This is a genomic window from Oceanobacillus sp. FSL W7-1309 (genome assembly GCF_038002145.1).
Classification (GTDB): domain Bacteria; phylum Bacillota; class Bacilli; order Bacillales; family Amphibacillaceae; genus Oceanobacillus; species Oceanobacillus profundus.
The window spans coordinates 1448087-1467239 of the sequence record NZ_JBBOBX010000002.1; the positions used below are offsets into that span (position 1 = coordinate 1448087).

23 protein-coding genes and 1 pseudogene are annotated in these 19153 nt (G+C 37.2%); 7 read left to right on the forward strand and 17 right to left on the reverse strand.

Annotated elements, in window-relative coordinates; all coding sequences use genetic code 11:
- Positions 1–305: 305 nt before the first annotated feature.
- From aceA to NST46_RS19740, 3 genes and pseudogenes are all read right to left on the reverse strand, one after another.
- Positions 306–1583 carry an isocitrate lyase gene (gene aceA, locus NST46_RS19730; RefSeq protein ID WP_095309517.1) on the reverse strand — a complete coding sequence of 426 codons (1278 nt, stop codon included), beginning with the start codon at positions 1581–1583 and terminating at the stop codon, positions 306–308.
- Positions 1583–2260 (reverse strand): annotated as a pseudogene (locus NST46_RS19735) (malate synthase A); the annotation flags it as partial. The pseudogene NST46_RS19735 and the gene aceA, both read right to left, overlap by 1 nt.
- Positions 2238–2510: a hypothetical protein gene (locus tag NST46_RS19740; RefSeq protein ID WP_349773859.1), complete on the reverse strand. Its 273-nt coding sequence runs from the start codon at positions 2508–2510 to the stop codon at positions 2238–2240. The gene NST46_RS19740 and the pseudogene NST46_RS19735, both read right to left, overlap by 23 nt.
- A gap of 355 nt (positions 2511–2865) precedes the next feature.
- Here NST46_RS19740 and NST46_RS19750 point away from each other — a divergent pair, with 355 nt between their 5' ends.
- Positions 2866–3909 (forward strand): aromatic acid exporter family protein, encoded by a 1044-nt coding sequence (locus NST46_RS19750; RefSeq protein ID WP_303447944.1) that lies wholly within the window; start codon positions 2866–2868, stop codon positions 3907–3909.
- Positions 3910–3921: 12 nt separating this feature from the next.
- Here the strand turns inward: NST46_RS19750 and NST46_RS19755 are convergent, their stop codons facing one another.
- The 5 genes from NST46_RS19755 to NST46_RS19775 all read right to left on the reverse strand — a co-directional run bounded on the left by NST46_RS19755 (position 3922) and on the right by NST46_RS19775 (position 7534).
- A complete protein-coding gene (locus tag NST46_RS19755) occupies positions 3922–4554 on the reverse strand; it encodes a response regulator (protein ID WP_303447945.1) in 633 nt (210 codons plus the stop codon).
- Positions 4547–5599, reverse strand: coding sequence for a sensor histidine kinase (locus NST46_RS19760; protein ID WP_341137638.1), 1053 nt, complete (start codon positions 5597–5599; stop codon positions 4547–4549). Before NST46_RS19760 ends, NST46_RS19755 begins: the two co-directional genes overlap by 8 nt.
- Positions 5596–6324 (reverse strand): cell wall-active antibiotics response protein LiaF, encoded by a 729-nt coding sequence (gene liaF, locus NST46_RS19765; protein ID WP_118888774.1) that lies wholly within the window; start codon positions 6322–6324, stop codon positions 5596–5598. The genes NST46_RS19760 and liaF overlap by 4 nt, the downstream gene beginning before the upstream one ends.
- Positions 6325–6481: 157 nt before the next feature.
- Positions 6482–7114, reverse strand: coding sequence for a PspA/IM30 family protein (locus NST46_RS19770; RefSeq protein WP_095309377.1), 633 nt, complete (start codon positions 7112–7114; stop codon positions 6482–6484).
- Positions 7115–7183: 69 nt separating this feature from the next.
- Entirely contained in the window at positions 7184–7534 is a 351-nt protein-coding gene (locus tag NST46_RS19775; RefSeq protein WP_118888773.1) for a lmo0954 family membrane protein, read from the reverse strand.
- 133 nt (positions 7535–7667) lie between these two features.
- Here NST46_RS19775 and NST46_RS19780 point away from each other — a divergent pair, with 133 nt between their 5' ends.
- Entirely contained in the window at positions 7668–7850 is a 183-nt protein-coding gene (locus NST46_RS19780; protein ID WP_118888772.1) for a hypothetical protein, read from the forward strand.
- A gap of 74 nt (positions 7851–7924) precedes the next feature.
- Here NST46_RS19780 and NST46_RS19785 read toward each other — a convergent pair whose 3' ends face one another.
- From NST46_RS19785 to NST46_RS19800, 4 genes are all read right to left on the reverse strand, one after another.
- Positions 7925–8536 carry a DedA family protein gene (locus tag NST46_RS19785; RefSeq protein WP_095309383.1) on the reverse strand — a complete coding sequence of 204 codons (612 nt, stop codon included), beginning with the start codon at positions 8534–8536 and terminating at the stop codon, positions 7925–7927.
- Positions 8537–8670: 134 nt separating this feature from the next.
- A complete protein-coding gene (locus tag NST46_RS19790; protein WP_095309385.1) occupies positions 8671–8940 on the reverse strand; it encodes a GlsB/YeaQ/YmgE family stress response membrane protein in 270 nt (89 codons plus the stop codon).
- A 65-nt stretch (positions 8941–9005) separates the two neighbouring features.
- Complete coding sequence (locus NST46_RS19795) at positions 9006–9986, reverse strand: LLM class flavin-dependent oxidoreductase (protein ID WP_118888771.1); 981 nt, start codon at positions 9984–9986, stop codon at positions 9006–9008.
- Positions 9976–10569: a DUF1836 domain-containing protein gene (locus tag NST46_RS19800; protein ID WP_341137639.1), complete on the reverse strand. Its 594-nt coding sequence runs from the start codon at positions 10567–10569 to the stop codon at positions 9976–9978. The genes NST46_RS19795 and NST46_RS19800 overlap by 11 nt, the downstream gene beginning before the upstream one ends.
- A gap of 136 nt (positions 10570–10705) precedes the next feature.
- On the opposite strand from NST46_RS19800, the gene trhA reads away from it, so the two are divergent.
- Complete coding sequence (trhA, locus tag NST46_RS19805) at positions 10706–11353, forward strand: PAQR family membrane homeostasis protein TrhA (protein WP_341137640.1); 648 nt, start codon at positions 10706–10708, stop codon at positions 11351–11353.
- Between the two features lie 253 nt (positions 11354–11606).
- Positions 11607–12083 (forward strand): SRPBCC domain-containing protein, encoded by a 477-nt coding sequence (locus NST46_RS19810; RefSeq protein ID WP_095309392.1) that lies wholly within the window; start codon positions 11607–11609, stop codon positions 12081–12083.
- 473 nt (positions 12084–12556) lie between these two features.
- On the opposite strand, the gene NST46_RS19815 is transcribed toward NST46_RS19810, so the two are convergent.
- Positions 12557–13090, reverse strand: a complete 534-nt coding sequence (locus tag NST46_RS19815) for a dihydrofolate reductase family protein (protein ID WP_095309397.1) — start codon at positions 13088–13090, stop codon at positions 12557–12559.
- A 321-nt stretch (positions 13091–13411) separates the two neighbouring features.
- Between NST46_RS19815 and NST46_RS19820 the strand changes: the two genes are divergently transcribed.
- Together NST46_RS19820 and NST46_RS19825 are read left to right on the forward strand one after the other, a co-directional pair.
- Positions 13412–13768, forward strand: a complete 357-nt coding sequence (locus tag NST46_RS19820) for a thiol-disulfide oxidoreductase DCC family protein (RefSeq protein WP_095309399.1) — start codon at positions 13412–13414, stop codon at positions 13766–13768.
- Between the two features lie 283 nt (positions 13769–14051).
- Positions 14052–14267, forward strand: a complete 216-nt coding sequence (locus tag NST46_RS19825) for a hypothetical protein (RefSeq protein ID WP_303447955.1) — start codon at positions 14052–14054, stop codon at positions 14265–14267.
- A 171-nt stretch (positions 14268–14438) separates the two neighbouring features.
- Here the strand turns inward: NST46_RS19825 and NST46_RS19830 are convergent, their stop codons facing one another.
- Complete coding sequence (locus NST46_RS19830; RefSeq protein WP_095309405.1) at positions 14439–15494, reverse strand: M42 family metallopeptidase; 1056 nt, start codon at positions 15492–15494, stop codon at positions 14439–14441.
- Between the two features lie 149 nt (positions 15495–15643).
- Here NST46_RS19830 and NST46_RS19835 point away from each other — a divergent pair, with 149 nt between their 5' ends.
- Positions 15644–16456: an alpha/beta fold hydrolase gene (locus NST46_RS19835; RefSeq protein ID WP_095309407.1), complete on the forward strand. Its 813-nt coding sequence runs from the start codon at positions 15644–15646 to the stop codon at positions 16454–16456.
- A 91-nt stretch (positions 16457–16547) separates the two neighbouring features.
- Here NST46_RS19835 and NST46_RS19840 read toward each other — a convergent pair whose 3' ends face one another.
- The 3 genes from NST46_RS19840 to ectB form a co-directional block, all read right to left on the reverse strand.
- Positions 16548–17270, reverse strand: coding sequence for a sulfite exporter TauE/SafE family protein (locus NST46_RS19840; RefSeq protein ID WP_095309410.1), 723 nt, complete (start codon positions 17268–17270; stop codon positions 16548–16550).
- Positions 17271–17484: 214 nt separating this feature from the next.
- A complete protein-coding gene (locus tag NST46_RS19845) occupies positions 17485–17871 on the reverse strand; it encodes an ectoine synthase (RefSeq protein ID WP_095309412.1) in 387 nt (128 codons plus the stop codon).
- Positions 17872–17897: 26 nt separating this feature from the next.
- On the reverse strand, positions 17898–19145 hold the full coding sequence (ectB, locus tag NST46_RS19850) for a diaminobutyrate--2-oxoglutarate transaminase (protein WP_341137764.1): 1248 nt from the start codon (positions 19143–19145) through the stop codon (positions 17898–17900).
- Positions 19146–19153: the final 8 nt, after the last annotated feature.

The window sequence follows — 19153 nt, forward strand, 5'->3', positions numbered from 1 at the left end:
AATTAAATATTGCTAAACTATGTGATTGTTTTTTAATTATGTATTAATTTTTCTAGGCAATATGAATTATAGCATTGTAAAATGACATTCATATTATAGTAATGTTACAATTATATTTCAAAAACGACATAAATCGCCTAATTTTGCTTCATATCTTAACAAAACCTTCATATAATTATCGAAATAATCCAATAAAAATAGCGAGTACCAAAAAAATGCCTACCCTATTTCTTTAGGATAAGCATTTTTTTTATTATTTTAATTCGTTTTGTCAGGAATTTTGAACTATATTTACTTCAAGATAATTAGCTTGTAAATTGTTCAGCTTCTGTCGACCCTTTCAATGCAGTTGTTGACGAAGTGCCACCAGAAATTACTTGTGCTACTTCATCAAAGTAGCCAGTGCCAACTTCACGCTGATGACGTGTTGCACTATAACCATATTTCTCACTTGCAAATTCATCCTGCTGTAATTTAGAGTATGCCGCCATTCCTTCATCTTTGTACCTTCTTGCTAGCTCAAACATACTATGATTTAGAGCATGGAAGCCTGCCAACGTTACAAACTGGAATTTATAACCCATTTTCCCAAGCTCTTTCTGGAAGTTAGCTATCTCCTCATCAGAAAGTTTATGCTTCCAGTTAAAGGATGGAGAGCAATTGTATGCCAATAGCTTATTGGGATATCTCTCATGGATTGCATTAGCAAAATGTCTCGCCTCTTCCATATTCGGCTCTGAAGTTTCACACCAAATCATATCTGCATATGGTGCATATGCTAATCCACGAGCAATTGCCTGATCAATACCAGCCTTTGTTCGATAAAATCCTTCAGAGGTTCGTTCCCCTTGAATAAACGGTGCATCATACGGGTCTACATCACTAGTTATCATATCCGCAGCATTGGCATCTGTTCGAGCAATAATTACTGTCGGGGTCCCCATTACATCTGCAGCAAAACGTGCTGCAATTAAATTTTTAACTGCTGTTTGTGTCGGCAGCAAGACTTTACCACCTAAATGTCCACACTTCTTTTCGGATGATAATTGATCTTCAAAGTGTACGCCAGCTGCACCAGATTCAATCATCGACTTCATTAATTCAAACACATTAAGCTGTCCGCCGAAGCCTGCTTCTGCATCCGCTACAATGGGTACATACCAATCAATATCTGTATTCCCTTCCGAATAATGAATCTGATCCGCTCGCTGTAATGCCTGATTAATCCGCTTAACTACATTTGGTACACTATTTGCCGGATATAAGCTTTGATCCGGATACATTTGTCCCGCTAAGTTCGCATCCGCTGCCACCTGCCAGCCACTTAAGTAAATTGCTTTTAACCCAGCCTTTACCTGCTGAACGGCTTGATTTCCTGTTAATGCACCTAAAGCGTTCACATATTCTTCCGTATTGATTGATTCCCATAGTTTCTTTGAGCCTCTTGTTGCTAAAGTATATTCCAAATCAATGGATCCTCTTAAACGAATGACTTCTTCTGCTGTATACGGACGTTCTACACCTACCCAACGAAGTTCCTTTTCCCAACTCTTCTGTAAACTTTCAGCACGTTGATTTGACATCATTCATTTCCCCCTTTTAATAATTCCTTATAGGCTGGTATTGTTAAAAATTCAGCAAAGCTATCTTGTTTTATTAATGCATCAAAAATTTGTGCGGCCTGTCCAAAATTCCCTTTCCGGTAAGTATCCGTACCATATTGTTCTTCAATCACCGATAGTTCCTCTTGCATGATTTCTTCAACTAGCTCCATTGTTACTTTTCTGCCATCAACAAATTCTCCTTTAGGATAGCGAACCCACTGCCACATCTGCGCTCTTGAGATCTCTGCAGTAGCTGCGTCTTTCATTAAATTGTTGATTGGTACAGCTCCTCTCCCGCTTAGCCATGCTGCTATATACTGGATACCTACATTAATATTGGTTCGAAGGCCTCCTTCTGTAATTTCGCCAGCAGGTAACCGGACCAAATCTTCCGCCGATACGCGCACATCGACTCGTTTCTTGTTAATTTGGTTTGGTGTCGGCATCACTTTATCAAAGATATCTTTAACAAGCTGAACCATACCTGGATGTGCACCCCATGTACCATCATGTCCATCAACCGCTTCCCGCTCCTTATCTGCACGAACCTTATCAAATGCGACTTTATTGGCTGCATCATCGTTTTTAACTGGTATTTGAGCTGCCATTCCACCGATCTCCATCGCATTACGCTTATGGCACGTTTGGACTTCTATCCCGCAAATCTCTTGGTAGTTGATCAATTGTCCAATTCCCTTCCCGAACTTGCTTTGTCTCTGAAAGAAATTGTAGCTGCTTTCCCTCATTCAGCTTCTCCTGAATTTGCTGTCTAATTTCCAGCAGGTTTTTACGTCGTTCTTCAAAGTAGTTGTGCAGCTTCTCCAGAAATTCTAATGCTTGAGGTGTTAAAATTTCGTTAAACTGATTTTCATGATTGATTTGTACGGTGGTTTGGTTCATTAGCATTCCTCCCCTTGCTGTTGTATTATAAATAGGAATAACTTCACTTTGTTATATAACAATAACAATAAAAAAATTAATCCTCTTTTTTTGACAAACAGTAATCACATTCCATTGTATAACTTTTAGAATCAACCTCTTTACCACATTCTGGACAGGACAGCTTTTCATACTTTTTCATGTTATCTCCCCTCTCTTTTATATAACAATATTAAATATTGTTTGTTGTTATAATACAGTCTATGTGATTTTTTAAAATAATGCAACCATTTTTTATAAAAATTTGAAATTTCTTATCAGAAGTAAGAAAATAGATACGTGTTATAAACATTTAAGACTTTTTATTTGGAGTGGAGTTGTCGTGAGATACTTTTCATTTATCGGTGATCGAACTGTTAAAACAGGTATTGCAGTTTTCTTAACTGCGCTAGTGTGCCAATGGATAGGCTGGCCACCTGTATTCGCTGTTATCACAGCCATTGTAACCGTGGAGCCTACTGTATCCGATTCAATAAAAAAAGGCTTGATCCGTTTTCCAGCATCAGCAATAGGCTCTGCTTTTGCGGTGTTATTTATCTCACTTTTCGGTAACTCAGCGCTCACCTATGCACTTGCAGCAGTATGTACAATCGTAACATGTTTCCGTTTGAAGCTTCATGCTGGTTTGCTTGTCGCCACCCTAACTGCTGTTGCAATGGTAGAAGTCATCCATACTAACTTACTTGTTGCGTTTTTTATTCGTTTGGGGACCACAACAATTGGACTTGCTGTTTCAACCTTAGTAAACATGTTTATTCTACCGCCAAAATACCGTTTGCATATTTTTAAAAGGGTTACAACAATACGAATGGATACTGCAAACCTAATTGAACACACATTCCAAGCTATCTTAGAGGGTAAGCAAGAAAACATCCCTGTAAAGGAGAATTTAAGCAAAATGGATCATGCTGTGTTGCAGACCGAACAACTAAGTCGGTTTCAAAAAGACGAAGCAAAATTCCATCCGCTTCTCAAATCGGAGCAAGAACAGTTTGAACAATTACAGCATCAATTAAGCAGCTTACGGATTATACATTACCATTTGAATAATTTAACTCGTAATCCAATTACTGAATTATCGTGGACAGAGCGGGAAAAAAATACAATCATGAAAGCTGTATATGGGGTCACAAAACGTTTACAGGAGGATGAATCCTATGCCGTTACGGTTCATCAAAGCCAATTAAAAGAAATCACAGATTTATTTTGGGAAGACAGTGAAGCAACTATAAGGAGCAATCCTACATCCCTAACGAATTTTCCACCTGAATTAATTATTTTATATGAGCTTGTTTCTATTTATCATATGGTTGAAAGATTCTATTCTTTCGATCATGTAAAAATAAAAAGAGCCACTCCTAACTAAGAGCGGCTCTTCTTATTTCACAAGATTTTTTTGAAAGGCATATATAACTGCCTGGGTACGATCCTGTACTTCTAGTTTTCCTAAAATATTACTCACGTGCACCTTAACTGTCTTCAAGGCAATGAATAATTCATCTGCTATTTCTTGATTCGCTTTTCCTTGTGCAATCAATAACAAAATTTCCATTTCACGTTCCGTCAATTGCTCATGAAGCGCTGCTTCTGGCTTGTGTCGCATACGATTCATTATCTTTCCGGTTACTTCTGGTTCAAGTATTGACTGTCCTCCATGTGTAGCACGGATTGCTTTTGCTATTTCACTGGCTTTTGATGTTTTTAACATATAGCTGGTTGCACCTGCTTCAAGCGCTGGATACACTTTTTCATCATCGAGAAAGCTTGTTACAATTATAATTTTTGCTTCTGGCCATTTTTCAATAATTTTCTTGGTCGCTTCAATGCCATCCATTTCCTTCATAACAAGATCCATTAAAATAATATCCGGACGTAATTTCAGTGCTAGCTCAACAGCTGGAGCCCCATCATCTGCTTCAGCAACAACATCGATATCAGATTGTGCAGAAAGATAAGCTGAAACTCCAATCCGTACCATTTCATGATCATCAACAAACAATACTTTAATCACGTGCATCCTCCTCCTTCCTTAAAACCGGAACCTTCACCTCTAATCGAGTCCCTTCATTTGGTAAACTAATGACTTTGAAAGTACCTCCAACCTCATAGGCACGTTCCCGCATATTTTGCATCCCGTATGAGCTTGTTTTTATAGCATCTGTTTTGAAGCCGATCCCATTGTCGGTAACACGTAAAATAATGGTTTCATCTCGTTCAATCAGCAAGACATGCAATGTCGTTGCCCTAGCATGTCGTAACGTGTTTGATAAAGACTCCTGTAAAATACGAAACAGTTGGTCCTCTACACCTTTATCTACTTTAAAATCTTCTACCTTTGTTTCAATTTCCATGGGAACCTTTTGTGTCAGCTCAAGCAATAGCTCTTCAACACCCTCCTGCAGCGTCTTTCCTTTTAGGGCAACAGGACGTAAGTGGAGTAATAATGCCCGCATTTCCAGCTGTGATTGATGAATCATTTTTTCTACCATTTCCAGTTGTTTTTTTAACCCTTGATCCTCTAGTGAACCTGTTTCATTAATCGCAGACATGAGCATGGACGCTGCAAAAAGCTGCTGACTGACGGAATCATGCAGCTCACGTGCAAGTCGGTTTCTTTCTTGGACAACAATTTCTTGGAGGCTTTGCTCACGCTCATTTGCTCGTTCCGTTGCAATTCGCTGTGCATTCTCTGCTTGATTTCGAATTTTTTCCTGCAATTGATACATCCGGTGTTCAATGCTATCCAACTCTTTATATGATTCTTCAATCGCCCCCAGCTTCCCACCCTTTATCATGACATCAAGCTTTCGATCGATTTGGGTTAGTCTTTGGTTCCAATACCAGCCTGTTGTAAAACCAATAATTGTACCAAACATGATCGCTATTATTACAATCGTAAGTATGAAAGATACATCACCGATTTTCTGCTGCCAAAGCAATCCCCAGCCTTCTGCCTTATCAAGTGAAAAGCCAAAAAAAGTAATGAGCACCAACGTAACTGCTAATAATATGCTGCAAGCAACGGCCATCAAAATATGCTTGAAAATTGTATTCATATCCGTTTCACCTCAATATCTCCAGAAAAAAGTGAGGTAATTATTTTCACACGCGGATATGCTGTATCATAATTCGCCGTTTGATAGTGGATCGACTTATTCATTAATTTTAGATGATGCTTTCCTAATATATGAGCTTTACCAAACACTGAGCTGTGATGAATGCTTACTTCAACTTCATAAGGTACATAAATTTCGATATTTCCAATGACGTGCCGGATTGATATAACAGCTGTATCATTTGGCAACACCGTATTACTTAAATCAATAATCCGATCGCCAAATGCGCCGTGGATATTTACATCTTTCCACTGGTACGCAACATCTTCTGTGATTTGGTCGTCAAATAACTTATGGTCGAATAACGGATTTACTTTCAAAATCGATTCATGATTCTTCTCGGCATCCGGAAGAATCGGATCAAACTGAGTTGCTTCGCTTTTAGACTTTGAATAGTTAATAATAAAAATAATAATAGCTGCGATAATCAAAAAGCGTACCGCAAGTAGATTTAGCACTGAAAACACCATGCTAACAAGCGCTATCCAGAATACAATTTTCCCCCATAATTTATGGAAATTTTTCCAGCCAATATACATAAACAATGCAGAAAATAACGCTGGAATGATCGAGCCACCGAAAAAAAAGGCAATCTCAAATATAAGGAGAATCACACCAATGATCAATATCCAGTTGAAATAATCTGTTGTTAGTCTTTTGAACATTTTGTAATCCTCCTTTGTTGTATGTAATATTATATATAAATGAAACAAACCGTTACGTTATTTTAGCAACTCTAAACAATACAGACGCAGGATTTTTTCTGCGCCTGTACTAGTATATCATGTTTTTTATTTTTTCTGCATGTATGTTCTACCGTTGTTAATTTGCTTTTTCGTTTAATTCTTTTTCAAGTGCTGCAATCTTACTATCAAACGTGCTACGATAGTACGAGCTATTCACTTTGTATTCAAGATTCTCGATGTACTGCTCCATCTCATCGAATTTAGAGAATGGCTTCTCCGATGTATCTTCAACAACTCGATTAATTTGATGGTTTGCTTTTGCAATATTTTCACGGCCCATTAACTCCATACGACGCAAGTGCATATCCTTTAAGCGATGTTTCATATCCTCGTATTTTTGCTCAAGTGTGTCAAGCTGTTCAATCGCTTCTTCCCTTGAAGCTTTCATACGTTCAGCGCGTGCTTGATACTCCTCATACTCTTTCAACGCAAATTCATGCATTGCTTGTTCCTCTGCTTTTTCAGCGATTGCCGACTGCTTTAGACGTTTGTCAGCTAATTCTTGAGCCTTCAAATATTCGCGTGAAAATTCTTCTTTTAATTTATACTGACGGTCAATAAGCTTTCGAACTTTTTCTTTCTCTTGCTCACTTTGACGCAAGTATTGATTTAATGCAGCAATCGGATTTTTTTGTTCCTTTTTATCCATCATTGTATGAAGATCAGCTGAAATCGAATCTTTAATGCGTGTAAAAATGTTAGTTGACATAAAAATCTCTCCTTTTTTACTTTTGATTATTAAAATAGTGGTGGTTTCTAATTTGTTATGACATTTGCTTTACTTATTTAATTCGGCCCATTGCCTCTCAAAATTTGTAAATGGATCATCATCCTCTACAACATGAACAACTGGGTCTTCTTCTTTATTCCAGTTTTTATAAATAAGGTAAAGTACGTACGCTGCAGCTACTCCCATTACAGCATACAGATTAGAGAACGTAATACTTAATACAAGCAATCCAACTAATGCCCAGCCGACTTTTGCTAGTGTTGAATCAGTTTTTACGAATTTCTTAAAACAGACGTATAGCAACCAAACGCTAAGTGCTAAGAGCACCATTGGTCCAATGTTTGCCATTAATATGAACAGGGCAATTAACCCTCCAATAAACAACATAAATTTTTTCATTTCGTTTGCCTCCTTTCTTTATCTTGATTCCATCTTACCGGTTTAGGAGACTTTCGATAATGAGCCTGAGAAATATTTTGGACTAGGTCTCGGGGCTTATTGTGGAGTGCGCCTTTAGGTGTGAACGTTCGTAGTGTTGATAGCTGTTGCCGTTGCTGGGGGCATTGTGATTAGGGATGGTGCTTTTTTAGACGGGGTTGGTGTCTTAGAGACGAGGGATGGTGCTTATTATAGTCTGATTTGGTGTCTTAGCGATGAAAGGTGGTGCTATGGCAGACGGGGTGGTGTCTTAGCGATGAAAGATGGTACTTTTTAGAGGTTTTAAAACAACGTGGTGCGGAAACTGGCCGGAGTGATAATAGGAAGAGAAAAAGGAAATGGAATATTTCTCTACTTCCTTTTTCTCTTCCTATTAATAAGCCAGATAATAAATAAAATCGTCCCAATAATGATTAGAGTGAAAGCGAAATCAGAATAGATATTCATGAATCCAATTATTTTTTGCCAGTTTGCCCCAAGGACTGAGCCTAATGTGATAAGAATAACATTCCAGAGGATTGTGCCGATTGTTGTAAAAAGGAGGAATAGCCAAAAATTCATTCTGGCCATGCCAGCTGGAATCGAGATCAAGCTTCGAACAATTGGTACCATTCTACAGAATAAGACGGTCCAATAACCATACTTGTCAAACCATGCGTCCGCCTTGCGAATATCTTCCTTTTTTAGTCGCAGAATATGTCCCCAGCGATTTATTATTTTTTCTAATCGTTCTGCATCGAGCAGCATACCAATACTATATAAGATCATTGCACCTATAACCGAACCTGCTGTTGCAGCAACGACGACACCAAATACTGTTAAATCAGTATATGTCGTCAGAAACCCACCGAATGGTAATACAATTTCTGATGGAATCGGAGGAAAAACGTTCTCTAAAACCATCATTAGATAAACTCCCAAATATCCAAGTTTTTCCATGATATCCGTAACCCAATTTTCCATTATAACCACCACCTTCAAGTACATATGCTTGTCCATTAATATGTATTGTTGGAGATCGCTTTTTATGCTTATTTCATTAAGAACAAAAAAAGAACCCTCTCTGAAAAAGGTTCTTTTACTATTTCATATAATTTTTAGCTTTGTGCTGATTTCGTATTACGTCGCATACTTCGCATGACAAAGCTCACAACTAAAATGAGCACAATTGCTCCAATCAAGGCCGGGACAATATAGAACCCTCCCATTACTGGACCCCATTGGCCGAGTATGAGTGTTCCGAGCCATGCACCAATAATACCAGCGATAATATTTCCAAAAACTCCTCCAGGAATGTCACGCCCGGTTATTAGACTGGCTATCCAACCTAAAATTCCTCCAATGATTAATGACCAAATAAATCCCATTTACTACTCCTCCTTCATATTTATTGCAGGAGTAGTTTAACCAACTTTTTCAGTATCATACAAAATCAAAACAGCTCTGCTAATAACTCATATGACCTCTTCCTTGCTTCATAGCTATGGGTAATAGTAACAATCATTAGTTCATCGACATCATAACGCTGTTGCAGATTCTTAAGCTCTTCTTTTACATGCTGTGGATTTCCAATAATTTGATTCTGTTTCAGTTTATCAATCATCTGAATTTCTTCATTCGTATACTGATATTGTTCTATTTCTTCTATGGAAGGTACACCGTTCTTACCCTCACCTTTTGCTTGCAACACTTTCCAATGCAAATTACTTTGAGCAATTTTTTCTGCCTCTTCTGTTGTTTCAGCACAAACGACGGTAACCGTTACAATAGCTTTGGCTTTATTTGTTGTACTATTATCGAAATAGCTTTTAACGATCGCAGGGCCATCCGCATCACTCATAAAGTGGCCAAACACATAAGGCAACCCTTTTTCAGCTGCTAGATATGCGCTTTTTTCACTCGTTCCTAACAACCATGGAATTGGTGCTGATTCCGGAATTGGTGTGGCAGCAATTTTTGCAAACATATTTTCTTCAGGAAAATCACAATTGATAAAATGAAGCAATTCATCCAAAAGCTTAGGCATGTTTTTCACTTTCTCCAAGAAGTTACCAGCTAAAGCAATTGAAACCTCAGCCGATCCGCCTGGCGCTCTGCCAATTCCTAAATCTATCCGACCAGGGAATAAAGTTGCTAACATATGATATCTTTCTGCCACATTATATGGTTTATAATTCGGCAATAAGACAGCACCAGAGCCTAAACGAATTCTTTCAGTTTGCGATCCAATTATTCCAAGCAAAATATCTGGAGCTGGACTCGCTAATCCATCAAGATCATGATGCTCTGCTACCCAATATCGCTTATATCCTAAGCGGTCTGCAAGCTGAGCGAGTTCAATAGAAGCGTCTAATGCTTCCTTCGCAGTATGCCCCTTTGCAATTGGTGCTTGATCCAAAATACTAAGCTTCATTCTTATCACCCTCTTCCTTTTGATTCATTTCATCCACAAGCTTTTCCGCTGCTTTTCTGTAAAAATTACTCATATTTGTAAGTGTAGCCACAAGTAGTACTTGTTCCAAATACGGCTCATCATTATCATTCACTTCAGCAACTTCTGTTTCAACCTCATTCATATGTTCGAGCAGGTCTTTTTCAAACATGGCATGGTTTACATTCATTAATTCCAAATAACTACTGTATAATCGTTGTAAATCAAAGGACTCGTCCGTTATTTTCGTATTCAGCCTTTCAAGTGTCAGCTTTACATCATTGATTGATAATGCACCCTTCATTTGATATATCATGCTTATCAACATTAAATGTCCCTTCGAATACCTCTTGTTTTTAATTGGAAAAAACAATTTCCCTTTTGCATAATTATTTATCATTGTTTTTGTAAGTACTTTTTCATCATCATTCCGCTTTTGACCTACAAACTTCTTCTCAAATAGTTGAATTACCTGATCCATATAAAGATCTAAATCTGGGATATCCTCAATAGATAACTGGTTATCTAAATGGAGTGTTTCCATCCATTCATGTTTATGTTTCATTGTAACAACCTCATTTATATATAGTATGTTCATTATAAAGCGAAATTTTCTCGAAGTAAACATTGACTACATCATATAATACGTTTATTATGTACATATAGTTTTTAAAACTACTTATCATTATAGGGGTGTTAATATGAATAATTACATTCGGGAACCGATCAATGGATTTACACATTTATTCGGGGCAATTTTATCAATCGCGGGACTTTTTGCATTGATAATGAAGGCTCTAGATACAACAGAATCAGCGCTTGCAATAACCGCTGTCATTATTTTTGGAATTAGCATGATCCTGCTATATGCTGCATCTGCTACATATCATATGGTTATAGCAAGGGATCGAATCATCGCATTTTTACGACGGGTCGATCATTCGATGATATTTGTACTCATAGCTGGAACGTATACGCCGTTTTGTTTAATCAGTTTAAATGGTGTAACTGGCTGGATTTTATTCGGTGTCATCAGCGGACTTGCGATTGCAGGGGTTATTTTTAAACTAGTTTGGTTTCATGCACCGAGGTGGTTATCAACTGCACTCTATGTCATCATGGGCTGGATTGTAGTGTTTTTCAGTGGATCACTTGCACCGATTATCGGAACGAACGGGATGTTCTTCCTTATTCTTGGTGGTCTACTATATACAATTGGAGCCGTTATTTATTGGCTGAAGCCCGCATTTTTAAGCTTTAAACATGTCGGTTTCCATGAAATTTTTCATATTTTCATCTTGCTCGGCACCCTATTTCATTTTATATGCATTTATGGGTACGTATTATAAAACATATATTTGAAGGACTATTTCATTTTTTTGAGATAGTCCTTTTTGAAATGTTAATTTATTCTAAAGTTTTCTAGACCCTTGTTTAAGAGGCAATTATAGCATCATTAAAACGTAAGATTAATAAATTGGAAGCAATCAGGCCAGTTAAAGGAATAAAAGTATAACCTTTTAGCAATCGAGAAGAAATTAGTTGCTTTTATTGTGGTAAAATTAAAAAGATTAAGGGAATGACTATAAGGAGGGTTTTATCATGGCGAATAAATCAAGTAATAGGAGAATAGATTCTGCTTCAAAAGTAATTATGGCATCTCCACAAACTATTTATCAGGCGTTTTTGAACCCAGAATCATTGGTTTCGTGGCTTCCACCGAAAGGAATGTCGGGTCATATTGACATGTTTGATCCCCGTGAAGGCGGAACTTATAAACTGATTCTTAAATACGAAATGGATCACTCAAACCCTGGAAAGACTACGGAAAACACTGACGTAGCCCAAGGGAAGTTTTTGGAGTTGGTTCCAGACAAACGAATTGTGCAATCAATAAAATTCGATTCCGAGGATCCATCATTCTCGGGCGAGATGATACAGAAGTGGCTCTTGGAACCTGTTTCAGAAGGCACAAAGGTTACTATTGTATGCGAAAACGTACCTGAAGGAATACGGAAGGAGGATCATGACACAGGTTTAGGATCCACGCTGGAGAATCTTGCTATCTTTACTGAATAACAAATTGTAATAATCATTTCTGATATCAATCTTAAGCAAATGAGCGCTTTAACGAATAACCCAAGCGGAAAATGAACAATATTTTTTATAAAAATTCTATGGATCGAAATATGTTGAGAGCCTTTTTCATTAGAAATAACTGAAAATGATGTAAATAGAGAAATAATCGACAGGCTCTTTGAAAGAGTAAAAAAGGAAGTCGAATTAAGAATGGCGCAACCATCAAATGCAGCTATAGATTCATATTAAAATAATAACAAACCATCATATGGTGGTTTGTGTAGACCTAAAATAAAGTCGCGACGTTTGTAAAAAAGATGCGAATTTTTGCCCCTTTGGATTTTGCATTATCCAAAGGGATTTTTATGGATACAATAAAATTAAGTATTATTCCATTAATGGGCCCAAATTGTGGAAGAAGTTTAAAAAGAAAAACAACACTTTTTATTAGACCTTTTATTCCCTTAGTTAATTTACTTTTTAACTTCATAATGCAATTCAATAAATTGATTAAATTTCTTAGTTCCTTTCAGAGAAAGGTCTAATTGTCGATTTCCTTCTTTAAATAAAGGGATCCCGTTACCTATTATAGTTGGTGCAATGGTTATAATGAATTCATCAACTAAATCTTTCTGCATAAAAGAATTTAGCAGTTCACCTCCACCGACTACCCAAATGTTATTACCGTCTTTGTTTTTTAGCTTGTTCATGAAATTATTTACATCATCCTTAACAAATTTCACATTCTCGGTATCCTCATAAGAAGATCTCGTAAACACATAGCATTCCTTATTTTTATATGGGAACTCTTCAAAATCTTGCTTCATTACCCAATCGTAAGTTCTTTTTCCCATTAAAAGTGTATCAACTGTTTCATAGAACTCTGCAAAGCCGTTATCTCCTTCACCTTCAACCTTGAATAGCCATTCAAGAGATTCATCTTTCGTAGCAATGTATCCATCCAAACTTGACGCTATGAACAATACCGTATTTCGTCTTTGATTCATGAAAAATCTCCTTTCATTACCTGTAAACTATATAATATAAACATGACATCTTTTGTCATGTTAATCAAAATAACTCGCAAATATTTCTTACCCAAGGGTCATATGGAGTAGAGAGAATTGAGAAAAGACAGGGACTGAAAAGTCTGCGTATACGATTTCAAACAACACATTGGAATTAGATGAAACCTCCCTATTCCGAACCGTGCAGACGGTTGTGTGAGATGTCGAAGGTTAGTTACCGCTTCCTGCTCGCTTCGATTATATAGAAGACAGTTTTATCTTATTTTAGAAAGGGTAAAAAATAATAGGAGGTTGTTCAACATGAGACATATAGTTTTTTATGATGGAGAATGCCCTTTATGTTCAACTGTGAAGATAGCTGTTCAAAAATTAGACTGGTTTCGACGAATTCATTGGATACCGGTTCAAGTAGCTGAGGGGAGCTATAAATTCCACTTTTTAAAAAATCGGGATATATACGATAAGATTCAAATGCTTTCATCCAAAGGTCGTTTGTATGAAGGGTTTTATACTGTAAGGAAAATATTAACTGCTTTGCCATTAACCTTTCCTTTCAGCTTGTTATTTTATCTGCCATATATCGATAGGCTCTTATCTCCGCTGTACATGTGGATTTCCAAAAATCGTTACGATTGGTTCGGACGTAAACCATTATAATCATATGCTAAAAGAATAATTTTAATAAATATCATTGACTAGATACAATTAAAGTTGATTATTAAGACGATGTATCATGAGCAAATTAGGTCCAAATGGTGGTACATCATTTTGTATCATGATTAGGAGAAGTAATATGCCCAAACACAAAAAATTTGGCAGGAGTAGCTAAAACGAGCGGAATAATTGTTGCCATGGTACTCACTTTTTTCTTACCATAGCAGTATCACCTAAACAAGCTTCTACTACCTGTAAAAGTGGTGAAATAGTGTATATTAGCTCTTTGGTCAAGAAATTATTAAATTACGAAAATGGAACTCTTTTAGAAGTCACTTGGAAGGATAGAACGAGTTATTTCTATACGTTAGAAACGTTTTATGATTCCGACAACGGCTTGGAGATGGAGGTCCCTGAATATAGGGAGTATCACGCAGCACTACTAAGACTGCATGAATCGAAAGATAATAACGGTTTTCTTAAAACAACTCTCGGAATTTGAAAAGGTGGGTAATAAAAACAATCCTTTTATTATTAAAAGGGGCACTGACAGGAGAAACTATCTGGAAGTCTTCTATGAAGTAAGTGCAAATAAATCCCACCTACTTCATGCAGGTGGGATTTCTCAACTATATTGTAATTAGATTTATTTAGAAAGGCGGTTTATTTAAAGTTAATAACCAATCATTTCTGATTGTACATAATGATATAACAAATTTTCCGTTTGAATAAGTGAACTTTCATGTGTTCGCTCAAAAGCATGGGATGAGTCTATTCCTGGTCCAATTAATCCGTGAATAATATCATGGCCTGCACGAATTGCTGCCGAAGCATCTGAACCATAGAATGGATAAATATCCAATTGATAGCCAATGTTATTAGCTTCAGCCAGTTCAACAAGGTGTTTTCGCAAACCATAATGGTATGGTCCTGTCGCATCTTTGACACAAATGGAAACAGTATACTCATCTGTCGACTGCCCATCTCCCATTGCTCCCATATCCACTGCTAAATATTCCACAGTTTCAGGAGTAATGTTGGAATTTCCACCATAACCAATCTCTTCATTATTGGAAATAAGAAAATGCGTTGTATACGGAAGTCTTATCTCTTCCGCTTTGATTCGTTTGATAAGCTGTAATAAAATACCTACACTCGCTTTATCATCTAAATGACGTGATTTAATAAACCCATTTTCAGTCAGCTGTACACGTGGATCAAAGGAAACAAAATCCCCAACCTCAATTCCAAGCGTCCGTACCTCTTCTGCATTTTCAACCTTTGCATCAATCCGCACTTCCATATTCGTCTGGTCACGTTTGGCGTCACCGGCATCTTTATATACATGAACAGAGGTCTGATGCATTAAAATTGTTCCGGTTATAACTTCCCCATTCGCTGTATGAACCTCACAATACTCTCCTTCAATCGAGTTATAGCGAAAACCACCAATCAAATCAAGACGAAGTCGGCCATCACTCTTTACTTCTTTTACCATTGCTCCTAATGTATCTACATGAGCAGTCAGCATGCGATGCTCATCCTTATTTGCACCAGGCAAGGTTGCGATTAAAGCTCCTTTTCGATTATGTTTCGTTTCTACATTTAAATCCTGTAAAAATTGTTCTACAAATTGAATCACTTGAAACGTATACCCAGACGGACTTGGAATTGATACTAATTGTCTAATTAGCTCCTTTGTTTCGCTAACATTCGGATATGGCGTCATCTGATCACCCCTTCTTATCGATATCCTAATTTTACAGTTAACATCACTGCCTGAACAGTAAATATACTTCATTATTGATGGAATTAGTTCTTATCCTAGCCTCCTTTAGAATATGTGTATAAAAGGGATTTAATCAAGGAGGAGAAACAATGGGATATTATGTACAGGTCGAACCATCTGTTAACATTTATGTGGAGGATATCAATCCAACAAGTGAAAAAGTTATTCTGTTTGTGCATGGATGGCCAGCAAATCACCGGTTATTTGAATATCAATTTAATGTTTTTCCTGGTATGGGCTATCGCTGTATCGGAATTGATTTAAGAGGTTTTGGTCAATCCGATAAACCATGGGAAGGTTATTCTTATGATCGTCTTGCAGATGATATTCGCGTTATTGTTGACACACTCGGTTTAAAACATTTTACACTTGCCGGTCATTCAGTTGGTGGTGCAATCGTTATTCGATATATGGGCAGACATCGTGGATATGGTGTAGATAAGCTTGCTCTATTCGCTGCAGCAGCACCTAGCTTCATCCAGCGACCAGGATTTCCATATGGCTTACAAGCTAATGAAGTAAATCAGCTTATCCAACAAACGTACGATAATCGTCCACAAATGCTAGCAGATTTAACGAACATGTTTTTCTACAGAGCGCTGACACCAGCTTTTAAGGAATGGTTTTTCCAATTAGGAATTGTGGCAAGTGGTTATTCCACAGCTAATATTTTAGTCACATTGAGAGATGAAGTACTCTTTGCTGATGTGGAAAGCATTCAAGCACCTACTCTTATTTTCCAGGGAATACATGATCAAATTTGCCTTCCCCAGCTTGCGTCCGTCCTGCATCAACAAATACAGCACTCCAAGCTTATCTGGTTTGAACATAGTGGACACGGATTATTTTGGGAGGAACAAGAAAAATTTAATCGAGAACTATTAACATTTTTAACGGCGTAAAAATAACCTAGCATGTGACCGTATCCTGAATCACATGCTAGGTATTTGTTTAACTTTTACGCAGAAGTTTAAAATTCTTACTCCAGATTCCTTAAAATAAACTCTCCAGCAACAGAAAGACACCTGTAAATAACAATAGAATGTATGTAAATAGCCTAAAAATCTTTTGATTTATCCATTTAAAAAGTAGCTGCCCTAGGAATAATCCTAAAATCACAAACGGAACCGCATATAAACTCGATTCCCAAATAACTTTATTTGTACCCGTAAAGATGATTTGCGTAATAAGACTGACAAGATAAATAAAAAGATAAAATCCTAAAGTCGTTGCCCGCAGCTTTGCTTTTTCCGTATCTGTTCCAGTAAAATATAACAACAATGGCGGTCCAGGCATTCCAACACTTGTTGTTAACCCTCCAGATATCCCGCCAACAATGAAATCTCTGATTGGAGTTGGTTTTACTTTGAAGTTTAGCATTAACAATACAGTTAATAGCAGAATAAGGATACTGATTCCCAGCTTGAAAACGTTCATATCTTCAATCGTTATAATTAGGATAACACCAACGGGGATACCAGCTAAGCTTCCTAGCGTAAATCGCTTTACAATCTTAAAATCAATATCTTTTCTTATTTTATAGACTAATGCAATTGAAATAATTAAAGATAAAATAATATTTATCTGAATTGCTTCTTGAGGCAAAAATAACATGAGCAAGAATGGTGTAGCCATTATTGAAAAGCCGAACCCAGTGCTCGTTTGAAGAATAGAAGCAACTAAAATAATTGTGATAAATAAAAATATCGTTCCCAAAATAGACACCCTCTGCCTGTGTGATGTTGTGTATTATTCATCATAGCATTGTTCACCTATTTTTTGTTCTTCATCTGACAACTTTTAGCGAAATAGCACAAAGGATATACGCTGATTAACATTCTACTTAGAGCAGACTTTTACGATGGATTTTAAAAAGGACCTAACCTTTGAAAAGCCACCTGACATGTATCAGATGGCCTAAAACAAATTATTATTCAACTAAAAGCGGATAATACCCTTCCTCATTATGTGTTTCTGTTCCGACTAATGGCGGGTTGAACACACAAACCATTCGCATTTGTGTACGTGCACGAAGACGATGCTTATCATTATCATTCAACAAATACATTGTTCCAGGCTTAATTTGAAAAACATCTCCAGTTTCCACTTTTTCAATTTCCCCTTCACCTTCAATGCAATAAACTGCTTCAATATGATTTTTATACCAGAAAAAGTTATCCGTACCAGCTTTAATAATGGTATCGTTCATGCTAAAGCCAACGCCATCCTTTTTCAAAATAAATCGACGGCTCGACCAGTTTTCACTGAAAGTTTCATCCTCTGTTCCAATAATTTCCTCTAATGATTTAACGATCATAGCGCATTCCCCTTTCTTATCCCTCATTATTTGTTCAAGACATAGTTAATACTGTCATCTAATAGCTGAAATCCCTTTTCTAATCCCACTTTGTCAATAATAAGCGGTGGCAGGAATTTAACGACTTCATCCTTAGGACCGGAAGTTTCTACAATTAAGCCACGCTGAAATGCTTCTGCACAAATTTCAGTTGCTAGACCCTCTTCCTCTACTGCAATTCCCTGCATCAATCCTCTGCCCCTTGCTTCTCCAATCAGTTCAGGATATTTTTCAATTATAGTACTTACAGCAGTCTTTAGAATTTCTGCTTTTTCCTGAACTTCTTTTTCGAAGTCATTATTTTTCCAATAGCTTAATGCTTCCGTCGCTGCAATAAACGCTAAATTATTTCCACGGAAAGTACCATTGTGCTCACCCGGACCCCATTTGTCATGTTCCGGTTTGATTAATGTAATTGCCATTGGCAGACCAAAACCACCGATCGATTTGGAAAGACAAACAACATCCGGTTCAATACCAGCTGGTTCAAAGCTAAAGAAAGTACCCGTACGTCCATTTCCTGCCTGCACATCATCTACAATTAATAAAATGTCCCAGCGTTTACACAGTTCCTCTATCTTTTGTAACCATTCGATTCGCGCAGCATTAATGCCACCTTCTCCCTGTACCGTTTCCAATATAATAGCAGCTGGCAATGCCACACCACTTCCACTATCCTCTAAAAACCGTTCCAAATAGGCGATGGAATCATGATTTTCCACATAATTATCAAACGGCATAGATACCGAATGATGGAGTGGCACACCTGCACCATGGCGTTTAAAGGAATTACCTGTCACAGAAAGAGAACCAATCGTCATTCCGTGAAAAGCATTTGTGAAGCTTATAACTGTCTCACGTCCTGTTACCTTTCTAGCAATTTTCAAAGCACTTTCTACTGTATTTGTTCCAGTTGGACCCGGAAACATAATTTTATAGTCAAGCTTACGTGGTGTAAGAATAATTTCTTTAAAGTTTTCAAGGAATTCTTTTCTTGGAGTTGTACCCATGTCGAGGCTATGTATAATGCCATCATTTTGGATATATTCAATCACTTTTTGCTGCATCGTATCATCATTATGGCCATAATTCATTGTTCCTGCACCGGCAAAAAAATCAATATACTCCTTGCCATCTGTATCCCAAAGTTTATAGCCCTTTGCTTTATTAAAAACTGTCGGCCAGCCTCTGCTATAGCTTCTTACAGCAGACTCTAATTCCTCAAATGTTTTCATTTTCGCAT

Excerpts from the sequence above, each read along its gene's own strand:
- aceA (WP_095309517.1), bottom strand. The coding sequence starts at position 1,583 with ATGTCAAATCAACGTGCTGAAAGTTTACAGAAGAGTTGGGAAAAGGAA.
- NST46_RS19740 (WP_349773859.1), bottom strand. The coding sequence starts at position 2,510 with ATGCTAATGAACCAAACCACCGTACAAATCAATCATGAAAATCAGTTT.
- NST46_RS19760 (WP_341137638.1), bottom strand. The coding sequence starts at position 5,599 with ATGAATACAATTTTCAAGCATATTTTGATGGCCGTTGCTTGCAGCATA.
- liaF (WP_118888774.1), bottom strand. The coding sequence starts at position 6,324 with ATGTTCAAAAGACTAACAACAGATTATTTCAACTGGATATTGATCATT.
- NST46_RS19770 (WP_095309377.1), bottom strand. The coding sequence starts at position 7,114 with ATGTCAACTAACATTTTTACACGCATTAAAGATTCGATTTCAGCTGAT.
- NST46_RS19775 (WP_118888773.1), bottom strand. The coding sequence starts at position 7,534 with ATGAAAAAATTTATGTTGTTTATTGGAGGGTTAATTGCCCTGTTCATA.
- NST46_RS19785 (WP_095309383.1), bottom strand. The coding sequence starts at position 8,536 with ATGGAAAATTGGGTTACGGATATCATGGAAAAACTTGGATATTTGGGA.
- NST46_RS19790 (WP_095309385.1), bottom strand. The coding sequence starts at position 8,940 with ATGGGATTTATTTGGTCATTAATCATTGGAGGAATTTTAGGTTGGATA.
- NST46_RS19795 (WP_118888771.1), bottom strand. The coding sequence starts at position 9,986 with ATGAAGCTTAGTATTTTGGATCAAGCACCAATTGCAAAGGGGCATACT.
- NST46_RS19800 (WP_341137639.1), bottom strand. The coding sequence starts at position 10,569 with ATGAAACATAAACATGAATGGATGGAAACACTCCATTTAGATAACCAG.
- trhA (WP_341137640.1), top strand. The coding sequence starts at position 10,706 with ATGAATAATTACATTCGGGAACCGATCAATGGATTTACACATTTATTC.
- NST46_RS19810 (WP_095309392.1), top strand. The coding sequence starts at position 11,607 with ATGGCGAATAAATCAAGTAATAGGAGAATAGATTCTGCTTCAAAAGTA.
- NST46_RS19815 (WP_095309397.1), bottom strand. The coding sequence starts at position 13,090 with ATGAATCAAAGACGAAATACGGTATTGTTCATAGCGTCAAGTTTGGAT.
- NST46_RS19820 (WP_095309399.1), top strand. The coding sequence starts at position 13,412 with ATGAGACATATAGTTTTTTATGATGGAGAATGCCCTTTATGTTCAACT.
- NST46_RS19830 (WP_095309405.1), bottom strand. The coding sequence starts at position 15,494 with ATGACGCCATATCCGAATGTTAGCGAAACAAAGGAGCTAATTAGACAA.
- NST46_RS19835 (WP_095309407.1), top strand. The coding sequence starts at position 15,644 with ATGGGATATTATGTACAGGTCGAACCATCTGTTAACATTTATGTGGAG.
- NST46_RS19845 (WP_095309412.1), bottom strand. The coding sequence starts at position 17,871 with ATGATCGTTAAATCATTAGAGGAAATTATTGGAACAGAGGATGAAACT.
- ectB (WP_341137764.1), bottom strand. The coding sequence starts at position 19,145 with ATGAAAACATTTGAGGAATTAGAGTCTGCTGTAAGAAGCTATAGCAGA.